At 63.3% G+C, this 16853-nt stretch carries 17 protein-coding genes; 5 read left to right on the plus strand and 12 right to left on the minus strand.

Features of this window, described 5'->3' with window-relative positions; all coding sequences use genetic code 11:
* Window positions 1–2: 2 nt before the first annotated feature.
* Together VGN93_RS19155 and VGN93_RS19160 are read right to left on the minus strand one after the other, a co-directional pair.
* The gene (locus VGN93_RS19155; RefSeq protein ID WP_327508680.1) at window positions 3–401 is read right to left on the minus strand and encodes a hypothetical protein; all 399 of its coding nucleotides are present in this window, start codon (window positions 399–401) and stop codon (window positions 3–5) included.
* The gene (locus VGN93_RS19160) at window positions 401–1654 is read right to left on the minus strand and encodes a sarcosine oxidase subunit beta family protein (RefSeq protein WP_327508681.1); all 1254 of its coding nucleotides are present in this window, start codon (window positions 1652–1654) and stop codon (window positions 401–403) included. Before VGN93_RS19160 ends, VGN93_RS19155 begins: the two co-directional genes overlap by 1 nt.
* A 328-nt stretch (window positions 1655–1982) precedes the next feature.
* Here VGN93_RS19160 and rpsU point away from each other — a divergent pair, with 328 nt between their 5' ends.
* Window positions 1983–2216 (plus strand): 30S ribosomal protein S21, encoded by a 234-nt coding sequence (gene rpsU, locus VGN93_RS19165; RefSeq protein WP_319320650.1) that lies wholly within the window; start codon window positions 1983–1985, stop codon window positions 2214–2216.
* A gap of 303 nt (window positions 2217–2519) precedes the next feature.
* Window positions 2520–3353: a tetratricopeptide repeat protein gene (locus VGN93_RS19170; protein WP_319320815.1), complete on the plus strand. Its 834-nt coding sequence runs from the start codon at window positions 2520–2522 to the stop codon at window positions 3351–3353.
* 203 nt (window positions 3354–3556) lie between these two features.
* On the opposite strand, the gene VGN93_RS19175 is transcribed toward VGN93_RS19170, so the two are convergent.
* The 6 genes from VGN93_RS19175 to VGN93_RS19200 form a co-directional block, all read right to left on the minus strand.
* Window positions 3557–4957, minus strand: coding sequence for an NAD(P)(+) transhydrogenase (Re/Si-specific) subunit beta (locus VGN93_RS19175; protein WP_327508682.1), 1401 nt, complete (start codon window positions 4955–4957; stop codon window positions 3557–3559).
* Window positions 4958–4966: 9 nt separating this feature from the next.
* Window positions 4967–5377: an NAD(P) transhydrogenase subunit alpha gene (locus tag VGN93_RS19180; RefSeq protein WP_327508683.1), complete on the minus strand. Its 411-nt coding sequence runs from the start codon at window positions 5375–5377 to the stop codon at window positions 4967–4969.
* Entirely contained in the window at window positions 5377–6531 is a 1155-nt protein-coding gene (locus VGN93_RS19185; protein WP_319320641.1) for a Re/Si-specific NAD(P)(+) transhydrogenase subunit alpha, read from the minus strand. Before VGN93_RS19185 ends, VGN93_RS19180 begins: the two co-directional genes overlap by 1 nt.
* 84 nt (window positions 6532–6615) lie before the next feature.
* Window positions 6616–6840, minus strand: coding sequence for an aa3-type cytochrome c oxidase subunit IV (locus tag VGN93_RS19190; RefSeq protein ID WP_256119793.1), 225 nt, complete (start codon window positions 6838–6840; stop codon window positions 6616–6618).
* Between the two features lie 251 nt (window positions 6841–7091).
* Window positions 7092–7865 (minus strand): N-acyl amino acid synthase FeeM domain-containing protein, encoded by a 774-nt coding sequence (locus tag VGN93_RS19195; protein WP_319320636.1) that lies wholly within the window; start codon window positions 7863–7865, stop codon window positions 7092–7094.
* A gap of 183 nt (window positions 7866–8048) precedes the next feature.
* On the minus strand, window positions 8049–10358 hold the full coding sequence (locus VGN93_RS19200) for a putative bifunctional diguanylate cyclase/phosphodiesterase (protein WP_327508684.1): 2310 nt from the start codon (window positions 10356–10358) through the stop codon (window positions 8049–8051).
* A 454-nt stretch (window positions 10359–10812) separates the two neighbouring features.
* Between VGN93_RS19200 and VGN93_RS19205 the strand changes: the two genes are divergently transcribed.
* Window positions 10813–11622: a gamma-glutamyl-gamma-aminobutyrate hydrolase family protein gene (locus VGN93_RS19205; protein ID WP_327508685.1), complete on the plus strand. Its 810-nt coding sequence runs from the start codon at window positions 10813–10815 to the stop codon at window positions 11620–11622.
* Between the two features lies 1 nt (window position 11623).
* On the opposite strand, the gene VGN93_RS19210 is transcribed toward VGN93_RS19205, so the two are convergent.
* The 4 genes from VGN93_RS19210 to VGN93_RS19225 all read right to left on the minus strand — a co-directional run bounded on the left by VGN93_RS19210 (window position 11624) and on the right by VGN93_RS19225 (window position 14721).
* Window positions 11624–12031, minus strand: coding sequence for a hypothetical protein (locus VGN93_RS19210; RefSeq protein WP_327508686.1), 408 nt, complete (start codon window positions 12029–12031; stop codon window positions 11624–11626).
* A gap of 81 nt (window positions 12032–12112) precedes the next feature.
* Complete coding sequence (locus tag VGN93_RS19215) at window positions 12113–13081, minus strand: 2-hydroxyacid dehydrogenase (protein WP_327508687.1); 969 nt, start codon at window positions 13079–13081, stop codon at window positions 12113–12115.
* 29 nt (window positions 13082–13110) lie between these two features.
* Complete coding sequence (locus tag VGN93_RS19220; protein WP_327508688.1) at window positions 13111–14139, minus strand: LacI family DNA-binding transcriptional regulator; 1029 nt, start codon at window positions 14137–14139, stop codon at window positions 13111–13113.
* A 45-nt stretch (window positions 14140–14184) separates the two neighbouring features.
* Entirely contained in the window at window positions 14185–14721 is a 537-nt protein-coding gene (locus VGN93_RS19225; protein WP_327508689.1) for a MarR family transcriptional regulator, read from the minus strand.
* Between the two features lie 102 nt (window positions 14722–14823).
* On the opposite strand from VGN93_RS19225, the gene VGN93_RS19230 reads away from it, so the two are divergent.
* Window positions 14824–15615, plus strand: a complete 792-nt coding sequence (locus VGN93_RS19230) for a creatininase family protein (RefSeq protein ID WP_327508690.1) — start codon at window positions 14824–14826, stop codon at window positions 15613–15615.
* A 91-nt stretch (window positions 15616–15706) separates the two neighbouring features.
* Window positions 15707–16810: a GTP-binding protein gene (locus VGN93_RS19235; protein WP_327508691.1), complete on the plus strand. Its 1104-nt coding sequence runs from the start codon at window positions 15707–15709 to the stop codon at window positions 16808–16810.
* Window positions 16811–16853: the final 43 nt, after the last annotated feature.

Below are 16853 nucleotides of genomic sequence, written 5' to 3' on the forward strand. Positions count from 1 at the left end.
GTTTAAAGCTCCGGTTCCGTGACAAACGCGCCCGGTTCCTGATCGCAAAGTCGCTGGCCCATGGTCACAAAAGGAGCAATCCGCTTCAGGAGTTGCTCTGGGTTTTCGTAAGGAGCCAGAATGTCTGTCATTCCGAAGTTGACCATGCTCATCGCAAAGAGGTTGACGTCGAGGTTGAAAGCGCGGCTGAGGTCGGCTTCATCGGGCACGAAGTAGACCGCCCGCCCGCCAAGCACTTTCGCACACCCCAGCATCCCGCTCTCTGCAACGAAGGGCCATTCCTTCTCGCCCGCCGCCTGCCGGACTTTCTGAAAGCGGAAATCCCCAGCCTCGGGAATGACATCGCCGACCGGCAAGACACCGGCCGTCACCAGAAATCCGGCGAGCAGCGCGCCGTTCATCAATGGGCGACCGCCGCCGCCGCCGCCTCGTCGATCAGGCGTCCGGTGCGGAAGCGATCAAGCGTCAGGCCGGACGCGAGCTTGTGCGGCTCACCCTTTGCAATCAGATGTGCGAAGAGATGCGCCGAACCCGGCGTCGCCTTGAAGCCGCCGGTGCCCCAGCCGCAGTTGACGAAGAGGTTCTTGACCGGCGTCACGCCCTGGATCGCCGAGCGGTCCGGCGTGTTGTCGGTGATGCCGCCCCACTGGCGCATCATCTTGACGCGCCGGAACATCGGGAAGAGCTCGCAGATCGCGTCGAGCGTATGCGTGATGATCTGGAGGCCACCGGTCTGGGAATACGAATTGTACTGGTCCGTGCCCGCGCCGATGACCAGTTCGCCCTTGTCCGACTGCGAGATATAGGCATGCACCGTGTTGGACATGACGACGCAGGGGAAGATCGGCTTCATCGGCTCGGACACCAGCGCCTGGAGCGGCACGGAATGCAGCGGCAGCTTGACGTCTGCCATCGACAGGATGACCGAGTTGTGGCCGGAAGCCGACACGGCGACCTTCCTTGCGCCGATGAACCCCTTCGAGGTCTCGACGCCCGTCACCGCGCCGTCCGGCCCGCGGCGAATGCCCTTGACCTCGCAGTTCTGGATGACATGCACGCCGCGATCGGATGCCGCACGGGCATAACCCCAGGCGACAGCGTCGTGGCGGGCGGTGCCGCCGCGGCGCTGGAGGGCCGCACCGTTGATCGGGTAGCGGGCGCTGGCCGAGATATCGAGCGGCGGGCAAAAATCCTTCGCCTGCTGCGGCGTCAGCCATTCATTGTCGATGCCGTGCAGGCGGTTGGCATGGATGTGACGGCTGAAGGACTGCTTGTCGTGCACATTGTGCGACAGCATCATCACGCCGCGCGGCGAATACATGACATTGTAGTTGAGATCCTGGCTCAGCCCTTCCCAGAGCTTCAGCGAGTGCTCGTAGATGTCCATGCTCTCGTCATAGAGATAGTTCGAGCGGATGATGGTCGTGTTACGGCCGGTATTGCCGCCGCCGAGCCAGCCCTTCTCGATCACCGCGACATTGGTGATGCCGTGCTCCTTGGCGAGATAGTAGGCAGCACCGAGGCCGTGGCCGCCGCCGCCGATGATGATCACATCATAGTCCTTGCGCGGCTCGGGCGAGGTCCATTGCGCCTCCCAACCCTTGTGGCCGCGCATCGCCTCGCGGGCGACGGCGAAAACCGAATATTTGCGCATCCCAAGTCCTCAACGTCTCGCCGGCCTCGACCGGCTGTTTCCTGCCCCGATAGAAAGCAAATCTTGGGCGCGCGCGCCGTATCCTTTGCGACGCATTCGGGCGCACCTTGTACCACATGCGACATGATCCCCGCCGAAGCATTTTCCAAGGTTTCGCAAGCGACACCGCAAATATCCTTAACATCCCGGCGCGGGAGGCTGGACTTCCCCGCGACGATCTGCTATCCGACGCGCCAATTGCCAGCCTGTTGGGCTGCGCGAACGTACTCCATTTGCCTGGCGACCTGTGCTCGCCGAGGCTAACAACGAACGAAGGAACGGGATTCTCGTGCAGGTACTTGTCCGCGACAACAACGTTGATCAGGCTCTCCGCGCTCTCAAGAAGAAGATGCAGCGCGAAGGTATTTTCCGTGAAATGAAGATGCGCGACTTTTATGAAAAGCCGTCGCAGAAGCGTGCGCGTGAGAAGGCTGAAGCCGTTCGTCGCGTTCGCAAGCTGGCCCGTAAGCGCGCCCAGCGCGAAGCCGGCATCGTAAGCGCTCGTCCGAGCGCCGCCCGTTAATCGGCCGTCATTTCGACGTTTTCGGATGCAAGACCGGGCGGGGGCGAACATTTCGCCGCCGCCTTTTTTGACGTGAGCGGATGTTTTTTCACCATTGTGAAAGACTTCCCGTGCAATTCCGGGCGCTATCGCTACGCTCCTTCGCCGGAACTGCTTTCAAGACGTAGCGTATTTCTTGGCGCATGAGGCGTCGAAGAAGCCCACTTTGAGGATTCGCACTTGGACATGGCTGCATCGACCGGGTTCCGGACTGACCGCACTTCTCTTTCGGCACCCTGCGCCGTCCACATTCGCCGCTCCCTGATGGCTGCCGTCGCCGCCACCTCGTTTGCCCTCCTTTTGTCCGGATGCCAATCGACCACGTCCTCCACCGACGTGCTGAAGGTCGAGCGCGCGCAGGGCTCGGAAGAGAATATCTCGTCGCTGTCGGCCGTCATCGCCGCCAATCCGCGGGATCCGGAAGCCTACAACGTGCGCGGTTCGGCCTATGGCCGCGCCGGCCAGCACCGCCGGGCGCTTGAAGACTTCAACCGCGCCATCGAGCTCAATCCGCGTTTCTACCAGGCCTATGCCAACCGCGCGCTCGTCCAGCGCAACCTCGGCGAACAGGCGCAGGCCGCCGCCGACTACAACATGGCGCTGCAGCTCAACCCGAATTACGACGTCGCCTATATCGGCCGCGGCAATCTTTATCGCCAGGCCGGCCGTCTCGACGACGCGTTCAACGACTTCAACCGCGCCATCCAGCTCGATACGACCGATCCGCGCGCCTATCACAATCGCGGCCTGATCTATCAGGCGCGCCGCCAGCACGATCCGGCGATCGGGGATTTCTCCAAGGCCATCTCGCTTTCGCCGAACTCGGCCGAACCCTATAACGGCCGCGGCATTTCCTATGCCGCGCAGGGCGACGACGACAACGCGTTCTCGGATTTCAACACGGCGATCAACCTCGACGGCAAGCTCGCCGAATCCTGGGCGAACCAGGCGCTGATCTACGAGCGCCGTGGCGAGATGGCGCGCGCCGCCAAATCCTATTCGCACGCGCTGAAGCTCGACCCGAACTATGCGCCGGCAAAGGACGGCCTCGCCCGCACCCGCGGCGCCGTCAACACCGCCGCCAAGCAGCCGGCCTGATCCGAAAAAATCATCGACAAACAAAAAGCCCGCGATCATCTCGCGGGCTTTTTGTTGATGGGCCTCGCCTCACCCTCTGCCGTCATCCTCGGCCTTGAGCCGAGGATCCACATCCGCGGCGTGCCGGTGAATGGATGCTCGGGTCAAGCCCGAGCATGACGAAGGAGAGGTAGCCGGGCTTTTTCGTTTCGGGCTTCTGCCGATCAGTGGTTGATCGCCTTGACGATGTCGTCGGTCATCTTCTTGGCGTCGCCGAGCAGCATCATCGTGCCGTCCTTGTAGAACAGCGTGTTGTCGATGCCGGCGTAACCGGAGCCGAGCGAGCGCTTGACGAAGAGGCAGGTCTTGGCCTTGTCGACATCGAGGATCGGCATGCCGTAGATCGGCGACGATTTATCGTCGCGTGCCGCCGGGTTCGTCACGTCGTTGGCGCCGATGACATAGGCGACGTCGGCCTGGGCGAACTCCGAGTTGATGTCTTCCAACTCGAAGACCTCGTCGTAAGGCACGTTCGCTTCGGCGAGCAGCACGTTCATGTGGCCGGGCATGCGGCCCGCGACCGGATGGATCGCGTACTTCACCTCGACGCCGTTCTTCTTCAGCGCGTCGGCGAGTTCACGCACCGCGTGCTGCGCCTGCGCCACCGCCATGCCGTAACCCGGCACGATAATGACCTTTGAGGCGTTCGCCATCAGGAAGGCCGCATCGTCGGCCGAGCCCTGCTTGACCGTGCGCTGCACGCCGTCATCGCTGGCAGCAGCACCGCTATCGCCACCGAAGCCGCCGAGGATGACCGAGATGAACGAGCGGTTCATGCCCTTGCACATGATGTAGGACAGGATCGCACCCGAGGAGCCGACCAGCGCGCCGGTAATGATCAGCGCGAGGTTGCCGAGCGTGAAGCCGATGCCGGCCGCAGCCCAACCCGAATAGGAGTTGAGCATCGACACGACGACCGGCATGTCCGCGCCGCCGATCGGCACGATCAGCAGCACGCCGAGCGCCAGCGCCAGGATGACGATCAGCCAGAAATCGAAATGGCTTTCCGACAGCGTCAGGCCGACGATGAAGAAGATGACGGCGGCAAGCAGCACCGCGTTGATGACGTGCCTGTAGGGCAGCATGATCGGCTTGCCGGACATGCGGCCGTCGAGCTTCAGAAAGGCGATGATCGAGCCGGTGAAGGTGATCGCGCCGATCGCCGCACCCAGCGCCATTTCGACGAGCGCCTGGCCATGGATCTCGCCGACCTGGCCGAGGCCGAAGGAGACCGGCGAATAGAGCGCTGCGGCCGCCACCAGCACGGCGGCAAGACCGACCAGCGAGTGGAAGCCGGCAACGAGCTGCGGCATCGATGTCATCGGGATGGAGCGGGCGATATAGGCGCCCGCACCGCCGCCGATGGCAAGGCCGAGCACGATGAGCACCAGGCCGCCGAAGGACGGCGTTGCCAAGAGCAGCGTCGTGCCTATGGCGATGCCCATGCCGATCATGCCGAGCGTGTTGCCACGGCGGCTGGTGGTGGGATGCGACAGGCCGCGCAGCGCCATGATGAACAGGACGCCGGAGACGAGATAAAGGAAGGCTGCGAAATTCTCAGACATCGGCGCGCCTCACTTCTCTTTTTTCTTGTACATCGCCAGCATGCGCTGGGTGACGAGGAAGCCGCCAAAGATGTTGACGGAGGCGAGGATCAGCGCGACGAAGCCGAAGCCCGTCGCCACACCCGAGAGCGAGATGCCGACGGCGAGCAGTGCGCCGACGACGATGACCGAGGAAATGGCGTTGGTGACGGCCATCAGCGGCGTGTGCAAAGCCGGCGTCACCGACCAGACGACATAATAACCGACGAAGATCGACAGCACGAAGATTGCGAGGCGGAAGACGAAGGGATCGATCGCTCCGCCGGAAACGCCGTGCGCCGCGACAGCGGCCGCATCCGGCACATATTCGGAGGCCGTGCGAACGGCTTCCACGGCGCGATCGAGCTCGATGATCGCCTTGTCCAGAAGTTCGTTTGCCATCACTTGCCCTCCCCTTGCTGCACCGCACCGCCGAAGTTCGGATGCACCACGGCACCGCCGTTCGTCAGCATCGTCGCCTTGACGAGTTCGTCCTCGACATTGACCGAAACCGACTTGTTTTCCTTGTCGACCATCGTTTCGAGGAAGGTCAGCAGGTTCTTGGCATAAAGCGCTGAGGCGGAGGCGGCGATGCGGCCCGGCACGTTGAGATAGCCGATGACCTTGACGCCCTCGACTTCGGCAACGCTTCCGGCCTCGGAGCCTTCGATATTGCCGCCGCGTTCGACCGCGAGGTCGACGGCGATGGAACCGTTGCGCATGGCCGACAGCATCTGGCGCGTCACGAGACGCGGCGCCGGGCGGCCGGGAATGAGCGCGGTGGTGATGACGATGTCCTGCTTGGCGATGTGGTCGGCAACGAGCGCCGCCTGCTTCGCCTGGTATTCCTTGGACATTTCCTTGGCATAACCGCCGGCGGTTTCGGCCGCCTTGAATTCCTCGTCCTCGACGGCGATGAATTTTGCGCCGAGCGAGGCGACCTGCTCCTTGGCGGCCGGACGAACGTCCGTCGCGGAAACGGCGGCACCGAGGCGCCGCGCGGTGGCGATGGCCTGGAGGCCGGCGACACCGGCACCCATGACAAAAACCTTTGCGGCAGGCACGGTGCCGGCAGCGGTCATCATCATCGGCATGGCGCGGTCGAATTCATGGGCAGCGTCGATGACGGCCTGGTAGCCGGCAAGGTTCGCCTGCGAGGAAAGAATGTCCATCGACTGGGCGCGCGTGATGCGCGGCATCAGTTCCATGGCAAAGGCGGAGAGCCCGGCATTGGCCATTTCGGCGATAGCCGCCTCGTTGCCGTAGGGATCCATGATGGCGATGACGATGGCGCCGGACTTGTAGGTGGCGATCTCGGCCGCTGTCGGCCGGCGCACCTTCAGGACGACGTCCGCGGCCTTGGCCTCTTCCGGCCCGACGATGCGGGCACCCGCCGCCTCGTAATCCGCGTCCAGGACGCGAGACTTGAGACCTGCACCGGCTTCCACCAGCACCTCCAGTCCCAGGCCCTTCATTTTCTTGACGGTATCCACGGAACCCGCGACGCGGCCTTCCGCCGGATCGCTTTCCCGTGCCACAAAAATACACTGACTCAAACCGTGGTCCTCCCCCCGAGACTGGCCGTGTGGAATCACGACGCCGGATGGCGCCGGGACAAACCGCAAATGCGGCTTTTCAGATCAACGCAGCAGGAAGAATCCGGCGACGTTGAGAATGATGAACAGAAGCACCGCGCTGAAGAAACCGGCGCTGGTGAAGAAGCCGGCCGCCATGGCGATCAGCAGGGCGACGCAGAACAGCGTGCCGTACTTGGCTGCACCGATGAAGAAATTATAGGTCTTCTCGTGCTCGGGATAATCCATCGGAGCGCCCATTTCGACCGGTCCGGAATGATGTTCAGCCATAGTCACCTTCTCCTAAGCAACCACACCCGCGAGACGGAAAACTCCACCCGATGAGCGCTTAATACAGGCCGGAACCCGAAGGTCCGGCGATTTCCTCAGGCGCGACGTGCGCGCGTCTTTCAGGCCTTACACAAAGGATCGGCAAAGCGCAACGGCATGGAAGAAGAGAGCGTTCGACCTGTAACGTTTCCGAAACAGAACGGGCCGGTTTCTTGCGAAACCGGCCCGGCATGCGACATCAAAACGCAAGTTCACCCGGCGTAGGCATTGCCGGAAAGCTGGATCCGCTCGCCGCCGAAATGCGCGCGGCGGGCGGTCGGGCGCACGGTCAGGGGGCTGAACGGCAGGTCGTCGCCGCGGGCGAACATCATGCGGCGTTCATAGGGCTCCGACTTGAAGAAGGGGAAGCGCTGGTAGAGCGAGGGCAGCGTCTCTTTGACGTTGGTCGCCAGCAGCATCAGGTCGATGATGAACTTGCCCTGGTTGCTCTTCGGCGAGGCAACGAAATCGGCGTCGAAGACGCGCTTGTAGAAGGCCGAATGAGCGGGCTTGACCATCTGCACGCAGCGGTCCGTCTGGAAATAATCCGTCGCCATCGTGGCGATACGCAGCGTCAGATAGGGGATGGCCGGCATCTCGCTCCAGATTTCCGGATCGGCCGCAAGGCGCACCGGGTCGATCAGCGACATGCCCGCATCGAGGAAAGCGTTGATTTCATCCGGGAAAACCTTGCCGGACGAGGTGACGCGATGGTCCGGCGTCACATGATGCAGGCGCACCGTCGAGATCAGACGCTCCTCGTAATAGATGCCGAACACATAGGCATGGCTGTCGAAATCGGAATCGTCGATGAGAACCGACTGTTCGCCCAGATGCATCACGGCGCCGGCCTTGTAGGCCTTGTAGCGGATGCGGGCGACGTCTTCCATGTCCTCGCCCGTCTCGACGCGGCGGTACTCGATCTTGTCGAGCAGACCCAGAAGCTTATCCGAAAAGCGATTGGTCGCCGTCTCTACGCTGGCCATTGTCCCCGTATCCCCGATTGAAAAACACCAGCAGCCACCGCGCTGCCATACCTACAATCGCCGATATAAGACAATTTGTGTAAAATACCATTCATTAACCTTAATATATGGTTAACGCTAATTTTGACGAAGCTGATATAGCGTATCGAATTTACACGCTACGGGAAAAGTCGGGATCGAGGATCAGGCGACGCGGCGGCCGCGACGACGGGGTTCGCCGGGTTTGCGGGCCAGCGTCTCGTAGAGATCGCGTAGCGCATCGGGCGACATGGGGGCGGCAAAGACATAGCCCTGGACGAGATCGGCGCACTGGTACTTGTTGATAAGGGCAAGCTGCTCGCGCGTCTCCACCCCCTCCACCACGATGCGCAGCCCCAGTTCGCGCGAGAGATTGACCGTGCCGCGAAGCAGCTGGAAGCGGCGCGGGTCCTCGCCGATATTGCGCACGAAGGACCGGTCGATCTTGATGACGTCGAGCGGCAGCTGGTCGAGATAGCTGAGGCTGGAATAGCCGGTGCCGAAATCGTCGATGGCGATGGTGATGCCGCGGGCGCGAAGCTCCTGCAGGATCGCCTGCACCTTGACCGGCTCCTCCATGAGGCAGCTTTCGGTGACCTCGAGATGCAGCCGGTGCGCCGCAAGCCCGCCTGCCGCCAACGCCTCGGCGACGAGGTCGATGATGCCGGTGCCGCGCAGGTCCTGCACGGAAAGATTGACCGAAACGCCCATATGCGCCGGCCAGGTCGCGCAATCGGCGCAGGCCCGCATGATCATGAAGCGGGTGATCTCGGAGACGATGCCCATCTCCTCGGCGATCTGGATGAAGACGTTCGGCGGCACCGGTCCCCGTTCCGGATGCGTCCAGCGCGACAGCGCCTCGCAGCATTCGATGCGCGACCCATCCGGAACGAACATCGGCTGGTAGGCGACGGAAAGCGTGTTGGTGGCAAGCGCCTCGCGCAGGTCGTCCTTGAGTTTCTGGCGGTCGATGTAGCGCGCATCCATCTCCTGCTCGAAGACGGTGACGCTGCCCTTGGCGCGCGACTTGGTCTCGAACAGCGCGAGATCGGCGCGGATCTGCATTTCCTCCAGCCGGAAATCGCCGCTCGGCACCATCACGCAGCCCGCACTGAAGGAGACGAGGAACGTCATGCCGTCGAACTCGTAGTTGCCGCGCAACTGTTCGTGGAAGCGGTGCATGCGCGTTTCGAGGTCGCGGCGGTTGGCCTCGTTCGGGAAGAACAGGATGAACTCGTCACCCATCAGGTGGCCGGCGATCACCTTGTCGCCGGCAAGCCGGCGCAGGCGCGCGGCGATGGCGCAGAGCAGGCGGTCGCCGGTGACGTGGCCCTTCATGTCGTTGACATGTTTGAAGTCGTCGACGTCGAGCACCATGAAGCCGACCATGCCGGGCTTCTTGCGATCGGCAAGCGCCTCCTGCACGAGATCGGAGAAATAGGTGCGGTTCGGCAGGCCGGTGAGGCTGTCGTAGCGCACCATGTGGAGGATCTTCTTTTCCGCCCGCACGCGCGCCGTCACGTCTTCGAAGATCAGCACGGCGCCGCCGTTTTCGCGCGGCGATGCGGTGAATTCCAGGTAGAGCCCGTCCGTCACCTGCACGAGCGCGCGCGAGCGCTGGCCCTTGAGGAGTTCGTCGAGCTGGCGCAGGATCGTCTTGCTCTGTTCCGCGTTGAAGAAGGTGTTGCGCACGCCAAACCTGAGGACCACGTCGAGATGGCAATCCTTCAGCCGTTCCTGGTTGCCGAGATGCAGCAGCTCGCAGGCGCGCCGGTTGGCGACGAGGATGCGATGGTCCGCGTCCAGCATGAAGAGGCCGTGCGGCATGTTGTTCAGCGCCGTGTCGAAACGGTCGGCGATCGTCGCGATCTCGCGGGCGGCCAGCACGTTCTTGTAGAGGAATTCGCGCACGCCATTCGCCATCATGCGCGTCGTCATCACGAAGGGCAGGATGAGGACCGCCAGCACCGCGTGATAGAAGTCCCCCAGGCCGAGGAACCCCACCACCATCGGAAAGCAGGCGGAGAAGGTCATGTAGTCGACCGCCCGCTTCGAGCCGCAATTGCGCCCGACGACGGAGACCATGGTGGCGAGCGTTACCGCGATCGTGGCGAGTTCGGCAAAACTGTCGCGGCTGAAGAGCAGGCTGTAGCCGCAGGCGGTGCCGAGCGCCATCGTCGTGCCGACGGCGCCGAGATTGTACCAGTTCTCCCAGTAGCGGATACCGTCCATGTCGAGGGCATCCTTGTCCACCCGGTCGAAGTGGCGCATGCCGACGGCGCGCAGCGACCAGATGAGCACGACGAGCCCGCTCCAGGCGAGGAAAAACGGGTCGGCGGTTTTTGCGTATACGAAAGAGAACGTGATGACATGCGAAATCATGCCCACGAAGAGGGTCTGGCGGTTCCCGTACAGCGAGCTGACGAACGACAGGTAGACATCGGCCGGCAGTGTGTTTTGACCCTTATCCTTCATGGACTAGGCACTCCCTTGACGAGAGAGGGTTACCGACCAAAATTTAATGAATGATTTCGGGAAATTACCCAATAACGAGGGTATACCCGGGCATTATTGCACGCAAGTTCAACCGGTAGAAGTGGTATTCAACCCAATATTGCAATATTGCCGGTTCTGGGCAGGGTAGTTCAACCTGACATGGGTGAGTTGCGCAACATCCTGACTCCATTGCGACACAGTATTGCGTGCAAGCCGAGCGAAAAAAACCTTTTGTACAATCGCTGTTTGCAAGCCTTTGGTTAACGACTTCTCGCTGTGAGACTATCAAATATCAGCAGGTGTTAACAGACCCTCAAGGCCCCCTACCGCCTGAAACAGCGCTTTCGTCGTCATTTCGCCTGAAAGGGGGAATTGACTGAGGCGGGATTTGATAGCAAATCCTCATTTGGTATTTCTTTTTCCGGAGCCCATCATGTCGAAACCCGTCGTCGCCATTCCCGCCGATATCAGGGAAATCGAAGGCAACGTCTGGCAGGCCACCCCGAACCAATATGTGCGCGCCGCCGTCAAGGGCGCCAATGTCACCGTCTTCCTCGTGCCGGCACTCGAAACCGACAATGATTTCGACGGCATCCTGGACCGGGTCGACGGGCTTCTGGTCAGCGGTTCGCGCACCAATGTGCACCCTTCGCTCTACGGAAGGGAAGCGACCGACGCGGAAGGCCCCTATGATCCCGCCCGCGACGCGACGAGCCTGCCGCTCATCCGCCGGGCGCTGGAACGCGGCATTCCGCTGCTCGCCATCTGCCGCGGCATTCAGGAACTGAACGTCGTGCTCGGCGGCACGCTCGCCAACGAGATCCAGGAGCAGCCCGGCATGTGGGACCACCGCAAGCCGGATACGCCCGTGCTCGACGTCGCCTACGGCATCCGCCAGACGGTCACCGTCAAGGAAGGAAGCTGCCTTGCCGCGGTGCTTGGCGCCGGCGACGTGCAGGTGAACTCGCTGCACCGCCAGGCGATCTCCGAGATCGCGCCGCGCCTTGCCGTGGAGGCCGTCGCCGACGACGGCACGATCGAAGCCGTTTCCGTCATCGGCGCCAAGGCCTTTGCCGTCGGCGTGCAGTGGCATCCGGAATATTGGGTCGGCTCCGACCAGCCGTCGAACAGCCTGTTTGCCGCTTTCGGCGAAGCGGTGCGCGACTATGCGGCCGCCAAGCAGGGTCTCGCCCCCCCCGCCGAGGCGGACGTGCTGGCCTTCGGCTCCGTCAAGTCCGCCTGATCTAGTCGGCCGAAATCATCGTGACCATCGCATCGGCGGGTTCGACCGCCTCGTAGGCGAGCCCGTCGCCGTCGACGACGGTGAGGATCGCCTCGCCCCGCGCGTCGGCGACGACCACCGTTCCATCGCCATTGCTGATCCACGTCCGCGCCGCCGAGAGGCCCGGCCAGACGGCATCGCAATCGTCACTTGCGGTAAAGCGTTCGCTGCGGCTGGAAATCCGGCTGCCGCGCTCGGCAAGGCAGGCGGTGTTCGCCACCACGTTGGAGATCGTGTAGCTGTGGCCCGCTGCCCGCACCGGAATGGAATTCGAGATCATCGGATCGACCGCCGCTGTCTCATGGCCAACGACGCTCCAGAGACCCAGCGACAAAATGCCGGCCGCGGCGGCAATCATCAGCGTCTTCATGGGGTCTCCTTTCGGCTCGTTCCGACGCACAGAGCATGCGCCCGCAAACTTGCCGAAAGGTTAATGAAGGCTTTCCAGACCCTACCCGGCTTTTCGCGTAAAGGGCGTTTCCGGCACCGGCGTCACCGCCGTGCCGAGATCGAACCAGGCGAAAAGATTGCCTGCCACGAGATCGGCCATCGCATCGCGCGTCGCCACCGACGCCGAGGCGACATGCGGCAGCAACGAGACGTTCGGCAGGTCGAGCAGCGCCTGCGGCACATGCGGTTCGTCATAGAACACATCGAGCCCGGCCGCCGCGATGACGCCGTCCTTCAGCGCCGCCGCAAGCGCCGCCTCGTCGACCGTCCAGCCGCGGCCGACATTGATCAGCACGCCATTGGGGCCGAGCGCCTGCAGGATCTCCGCATCGATCGCGCGGTGCGTCTCCGGCGTCTTCGGCACGATGGCGATGAGGATATCGACCGCCTCCGCCAATTCCGCAAGCGACGGATAATAGGCATAGGGCACGTCCGCGCGCGGACGGCGCGTGTGGTAGGCGATGTCGATGCCGAAACCCTTCAGCCGTTCGGCGATCGCCAAACCGATACGCCCGAGGCCGTAGATACCGGCCTTGCGGCCGCGCAGGCTGAGCGGCGTCAGCGGAAAGGCGCCGTCCCGCACCCAGCGGCCTTCGCGCAACCAGCTTTCCGCCTGCGGGAACCGGCGCACGGTGTTGAGCAGCAGGCCGATCGCCGTGTCCGCGACCTCGTCGTTCAGCACATCCGGCGTGTTGGTGACGACGATTCCGCGCGCGGCGGCCGCCGTCACGTCGATCCCGTCATAACCGACGCCGAAGCTCGCGATGATCTCCAGCCCCGGCAGGTGTTCGATCAGCGCCGCACCACAGCCGCCGGAGACGGCAATGCCCGAAATGCTCGCGGCTTCCGAGCGAGCCAGCAGCGTCGGATCCGGCCGCTCGATGCGCACGACATCGAACGCCTCCGTGATGCGGTCGAGCACCCGCTCGCGGATCGTGCCCGGCACGAGAATGCGTGTCTTGGCCGCCATGGCAAAACCTCCCTGCTGTCTGAAATGCCTCAGCCTTCCGTGTGGACTTTGAGCGGTCCAGTGGATTGCCGGATGCGCATTTCCGGCTTGATGAGGTGAATGCCGTCCGGCTCGTGGCTGCCCGAGAGCTTGTCGAGCAGCGCACGCGCCGCGTTGCGCCCGACCTCGGACTGCCCGTTCCAGACGGTGGTCAGCGCGGGCGTGGCGATCGCCGCCTCTTCGAGGTCGTCATAACCCGTGACGGAAACGTCGCGGCCGGGCACGAGGCCGGCGCGCGCAATGCCGTTCATCAGGCCGATCGCCACGAGGTCGTTCCAGCAGACGGCCGCCGTCGGCTTCTGCGGCAGCGAGAGGAAATGCACCGCCGCCTCGAAGCCGCCCTGCTTGGTGCGGGGGCCGGGAATGCGGAGACTCGGATCGACTTCGATAGTCGCCTTGCGCAGCGCGTTGACATAACCCTGGTAGCGGTCGCGGCCGGTCGAGGTCTGGTCGGTGCCGCCCACCATGGCGATGGTGCGATGGCCGAGCCCGATCAGGTGATTGGTGGCGAGCGAAATGCCGTAGCTGTCGTCGCCACGGAAGATCGGCACATCCAGCCCCTCGATGGAGCGCGCGATGAGGATCGCCGGCATGCCGTTGTCCTCGGCAAGCTGGATATCCTCCGGCGGCGTGCCGATGGCCGGCGACATGATGACACCATCACCGCCGAGCTGCAGCAGCGTCTCGATGAAATTGCGCTGCTTGTCGACTGAATCGTAATGGTTGGACAGGATGAAGGTCTGCCGGTCGCGGTCGAGTTCGCTTTCGATCGCCTTCAGGATTTCGCCATAGAACGGGTTCATGATGTCGTGCACGACGACGCCGATGATGCCCGAGCGGGAGGTTCGCAGGCTCGCCGCGCGGCGGTTGTAGATATAGCCGAGCGCGCGGGCCTGTTCCTTGATGCGATCCCGGGTCGAGGCCGCGACGAGCGGACTGTCCCTCAGCGCAAGCGAGACCGTCGCCGTGGAAACGCCGAGCGTCTCCGCGATGGTGGAAAGCTTGATTTTCTGGGCCACGACCCCTCCCCAGACGATGCGTTTAAAACCGTTTATTTAAACAGTTTAAATGTCCTCGGCAACAGGCTTTTCGCCGTTGCGTGGACCATCCGGCAGGTTGGCATGGAGGTTCTCGTCCATCGTCCGCAGAAGTTTCAAGAGCTGGCGCACGTCCTTCTCGCTCAAGCCCTCGGCGGCCTGCTCTTCGCTCAACCGCCCGGCTTCGGTGATCGTCTCGACGGTGGCGCGGCCGGACTCGGTGAGGTGCACGACGGTGAGCCTCCCGTCGGCCTCGTCCGGCCGGCGCTCGACAAAACCCTGCGCCTCCAGCCGGCCGATCGTGCGCGTCATGGTCGGCGCCTTGACGCCGAGGCGGGTGGCGAGCGCGCCGGCGGTCAGCCCCCCCTTCTCCGAAAGCGCGAGGATCACGCCGTCCTGCCCGGCATAGAGGCCTGTCGCGAGAAGATTGCGCGACAGCACCGTGCGCATGGAGCGGGCGGCATTGACGACCGCGCTAGCAAGGCCGGCACCCGAGACGTCATCGTGCGACTTCTTCTTCTTGCTCTTCTTCGCGTCCTTGCCGTCCTTGTGCTTCTTGCCCATCGATCGCCTCTCCCGAATGCTTCGCCGCCCTTGCATCGCGGGCCTCACCTTCATATGACTCAGGTTACAGGCACGCGGCAAGTCAGGATCGGAGAGGAAGGAATGGCCCATCCCAAGATGCGCTGGACCGAAAACGACCTGGACCTGCCGTCGGAAGAGCGCGCGGACTGGATTGCCGTCCTGCCGCTCGGCGCCCATGAGGGCCATGGCCCGCATCTGCCGCTCGAAACCGACACGCTGATCGCCGAGGGCGTCGCCGCCCGGCTGATGGCCGTGCTGCCGGCGCACCTGCCCGTCACCTTCCTTCCCGTCGAACCGGTCGGCTATTCGCCCGAACATCTCGATGTGCCGGGCACACGCTCGCTCGATTATGCCGAGGCCATCGAGCGCTGGCTTGCGATAGCCGGGGACCTGCGCCCCTTCGGCATCCGCAAGCTGGTGCTGCTCAACGCCCATGGCGGCAACTCGCCCCTGATGACCATCGTCGCGACCGAGGCGCGCATCCGCTTCGACATGCTCGTCGTCGCGACCGCCTGGACCCGCTTCGGCCAGCCGGACGGATGGATCACGCCGGAAGACAAGGCAATCGACATTCATGGCGGCGATATCGAGACCTCCGTCATGCTGGCACTTCATCCGGACGTGGTCCATATGGAGAAGGCGGAGCGCTTCGGCTCACGCCAGGCGGAATTCGCCGCCCGCTTCGCCCATCTGCGCGCCTACGGGCCGCATGCCTTCGGCTGGAAGATGTCCGACCTCAACCCGAAGGGCGTTGCCGGCGATGCCAGCGCGGCAACGGCAGAAAAGGGCGAGCGGCTGCTCATGCATGCCGTGCGCGGCCTCGTCGCCCTCCTCGAGGACGTCGCCGCCTTCGATGTGGAGACGCTTTCCTGACACCGGATCGCATTTGCGCTGGCCCGTTCGATCTCCTATATCAGACGCCAACCGGACGTCTCAGCCGTCCCTGCAATCGCTCGAGGTTCCCATGACCGAAACAGCCCTCCCGAAACCCATTCCCGTCACCGTGCTCACCGGCTATCTCGGTGCCGGCAAGACGACGCTGCTCAACCGCATCCTCACCGACAACCACGGCAAGAAATACGCCGTCATCGTCAACGAATTCGGCGAGATCGGCATCGACAACGACCTCATCGTCGAATCCGACGAGGAAATCTACGAGATGAACAACGGCTGCATCTGCTGCACCGTGCGCGGCGACCTGATCCGCGTGGTGGAAGGCCTGATGCGCCGCCCCGGCCGCTTCGACGCCATCATCGTCGAGACCACGGGCCTTGCCGATCCGGTGCCGGTCGCCCAGACCTTCTTCATGGACGACGACGTGCGCCAGAAGACCGAGCTCGACGCCGTCGTGGCACTGGTCGATGCAAAACACCTGCCGCTGCGCCTGAAGGACAGCCGCGAAGCGGAAGACCAGATCGCCTTTGCCGATGTCGTGCTGATCAACAAGACCGACCTCGTGAGCCCCGAAGAGCTGGCGCGCATCGAGGCGACCGTTCGCGTCATCAACCCGTCCGCCCGCATCCACCGCACGACCCGCTCGGACATCGACCTCACCAAGGTTCTCGACCAGGGCGCGTTCAACCTGGAGCGTGCGCTCGAAAACGACCCGCACTTCCTCGACCACGATGCCCCGGACCATGTCTGCGGCCCGGATTGCGGCCACGACCATCATCACCATGGTCACGACCACGATCACCACGATCACGACCATCACCACCACGATCATGACCACCATCACCACGACCACGGCGTCTCGCCGATCCATGACGTGACGGTGCAGTCGATCTCGCTGCGCGGCGGCGAGATGAACCCGGACCGCTTCTTCCCCTGGATCCAGAAGATCACCCAGACCGATGGCCCGAACATCCTGCGCCTCAAGGGTATCATCGCCTTTGCCGGCGATGACGAGCGTTATGTCGTGCAGGGCGTGCACATGATCGTCGAGGGCGACCACCAGCGCGCCTGGAAGGATGGCGAGAAGCGCGAAAGCCGCCTCGTCTTCATCGGCCGCGATCTCGACCGCGAGAAGATCGAACGCACCTTCAAGGCCTGCGAGGCACAGGCATGACGCCGAAAAGTGTGAAGCGGTTTTCGGACAACGTCATGCATGC

This window comes from Shinella sp., assembly GCF_035998705.1.
GTDB lineage: Bacteria > Pseudomonadota > Alphaproteobacteria > Rhizobiales > Rhizobiaceae > Shinella.

Bases quoted from the DNA above. Each gene is read 5' to 3' on its own strand.
- VGN93_RS19155 (WP_327508680.1), bottom strand. From the start codon at position 401: ATGAACGGCGCGCTGCTCGCCGGATTTCTGGTGACGGCCGGTGTCTTG.
- VGN93_RS19160 (WP_327508681.1), bottom strand. From the start codon at position 1,654: ATGCGCAAATATTCGGTTTTCGCCGTCGCCCGCGAGGCGATGCGCGGC.
- VGN93_RS19170 (WP_319320815.1), top strand. From the start codon at position 2,520: ATGGCTGCCGTCGCCGCCACCTCGTTTGCCCTCCTTTTGTCCGGATGC.
- VGN93_RS19175 (WP_327508682.1), bottom strand. From the start codon at position 4,957: ATGTCTGAGAATTTCGCAGCCTTCCTTTATCTCGTCTCCGGCGTCCTG.
- VGN93_RS19180 (WP_327508683.1), bottom strand. From the start codon at position 5,377: ATGGCAAACGAACTTCTGGACAAGGCGATCATCGAGCTCGATCGCGCC.
- VGN93_RS19190 (WP_256119793.1), bottom strand. From the start codon at position 6,840: ATGGCTGAACATCATTCCGGACCGGTCGAAATGGGCGCTCCGATGGAT.
- VGN93_RS19195 (WP_319320636.1), bottom strand. From the start codon at position 7,865: ATGGCCAGCGTAGAGACGGCGACCAATCGCTTTTCGGATAAGCTTCTG.
- VGN93_RS19200 (WP_327508684.1), bottom strand. From the start codon at position 10,358: ATGAAGGATAAGGGTCAAAACACACTGCCGGCCGATGTCTACCTGTCG.
- VGN93_RS19205 (WP_327508685.1), top strand. From the start codon at position 10,813: ATGTCGAAACCCGTCGTCGCCATTCCCGCCGATATCAGGGAAATCGAA.
- VGN93_RS19210 (WP_327508686.1), bottom strand. From the start codon at position 12,031: ATGAAGACGCTGATGATTGCCGCCGCGGCCGGCATTTTGTCGCTGGGT.
- VGN93_RS19215 (WP_327508687.1), bottom strand. From the start codon at position 13,081: ATGGCGGCCAAGACACGCATTCTCGTGCCGGGCACGATCCGCGAGCGG.
- VGN93_RS19225 (WP_327508689.1), bottom strand. From the start codon at position 14,721: ATGGGCAAGAAGCACAAGGACGGCAAGGACGCGAAGAAGAGCAAGAAG.
- VGN93_RS19230 (WP_327508690.1), top strand. From the start codon at position 14,824: ATGGCCCATCCCAAGATGCGCTGGACCGAAAACGACCTGGACCTGCCG.
- VGN93_RS19235 (WP_327508691.1), top strand. From the start codon at position 15,707: ATGACCGAAACAGCCCTCCCGAAACCCATTCCCGTCACCGTGCTCACC.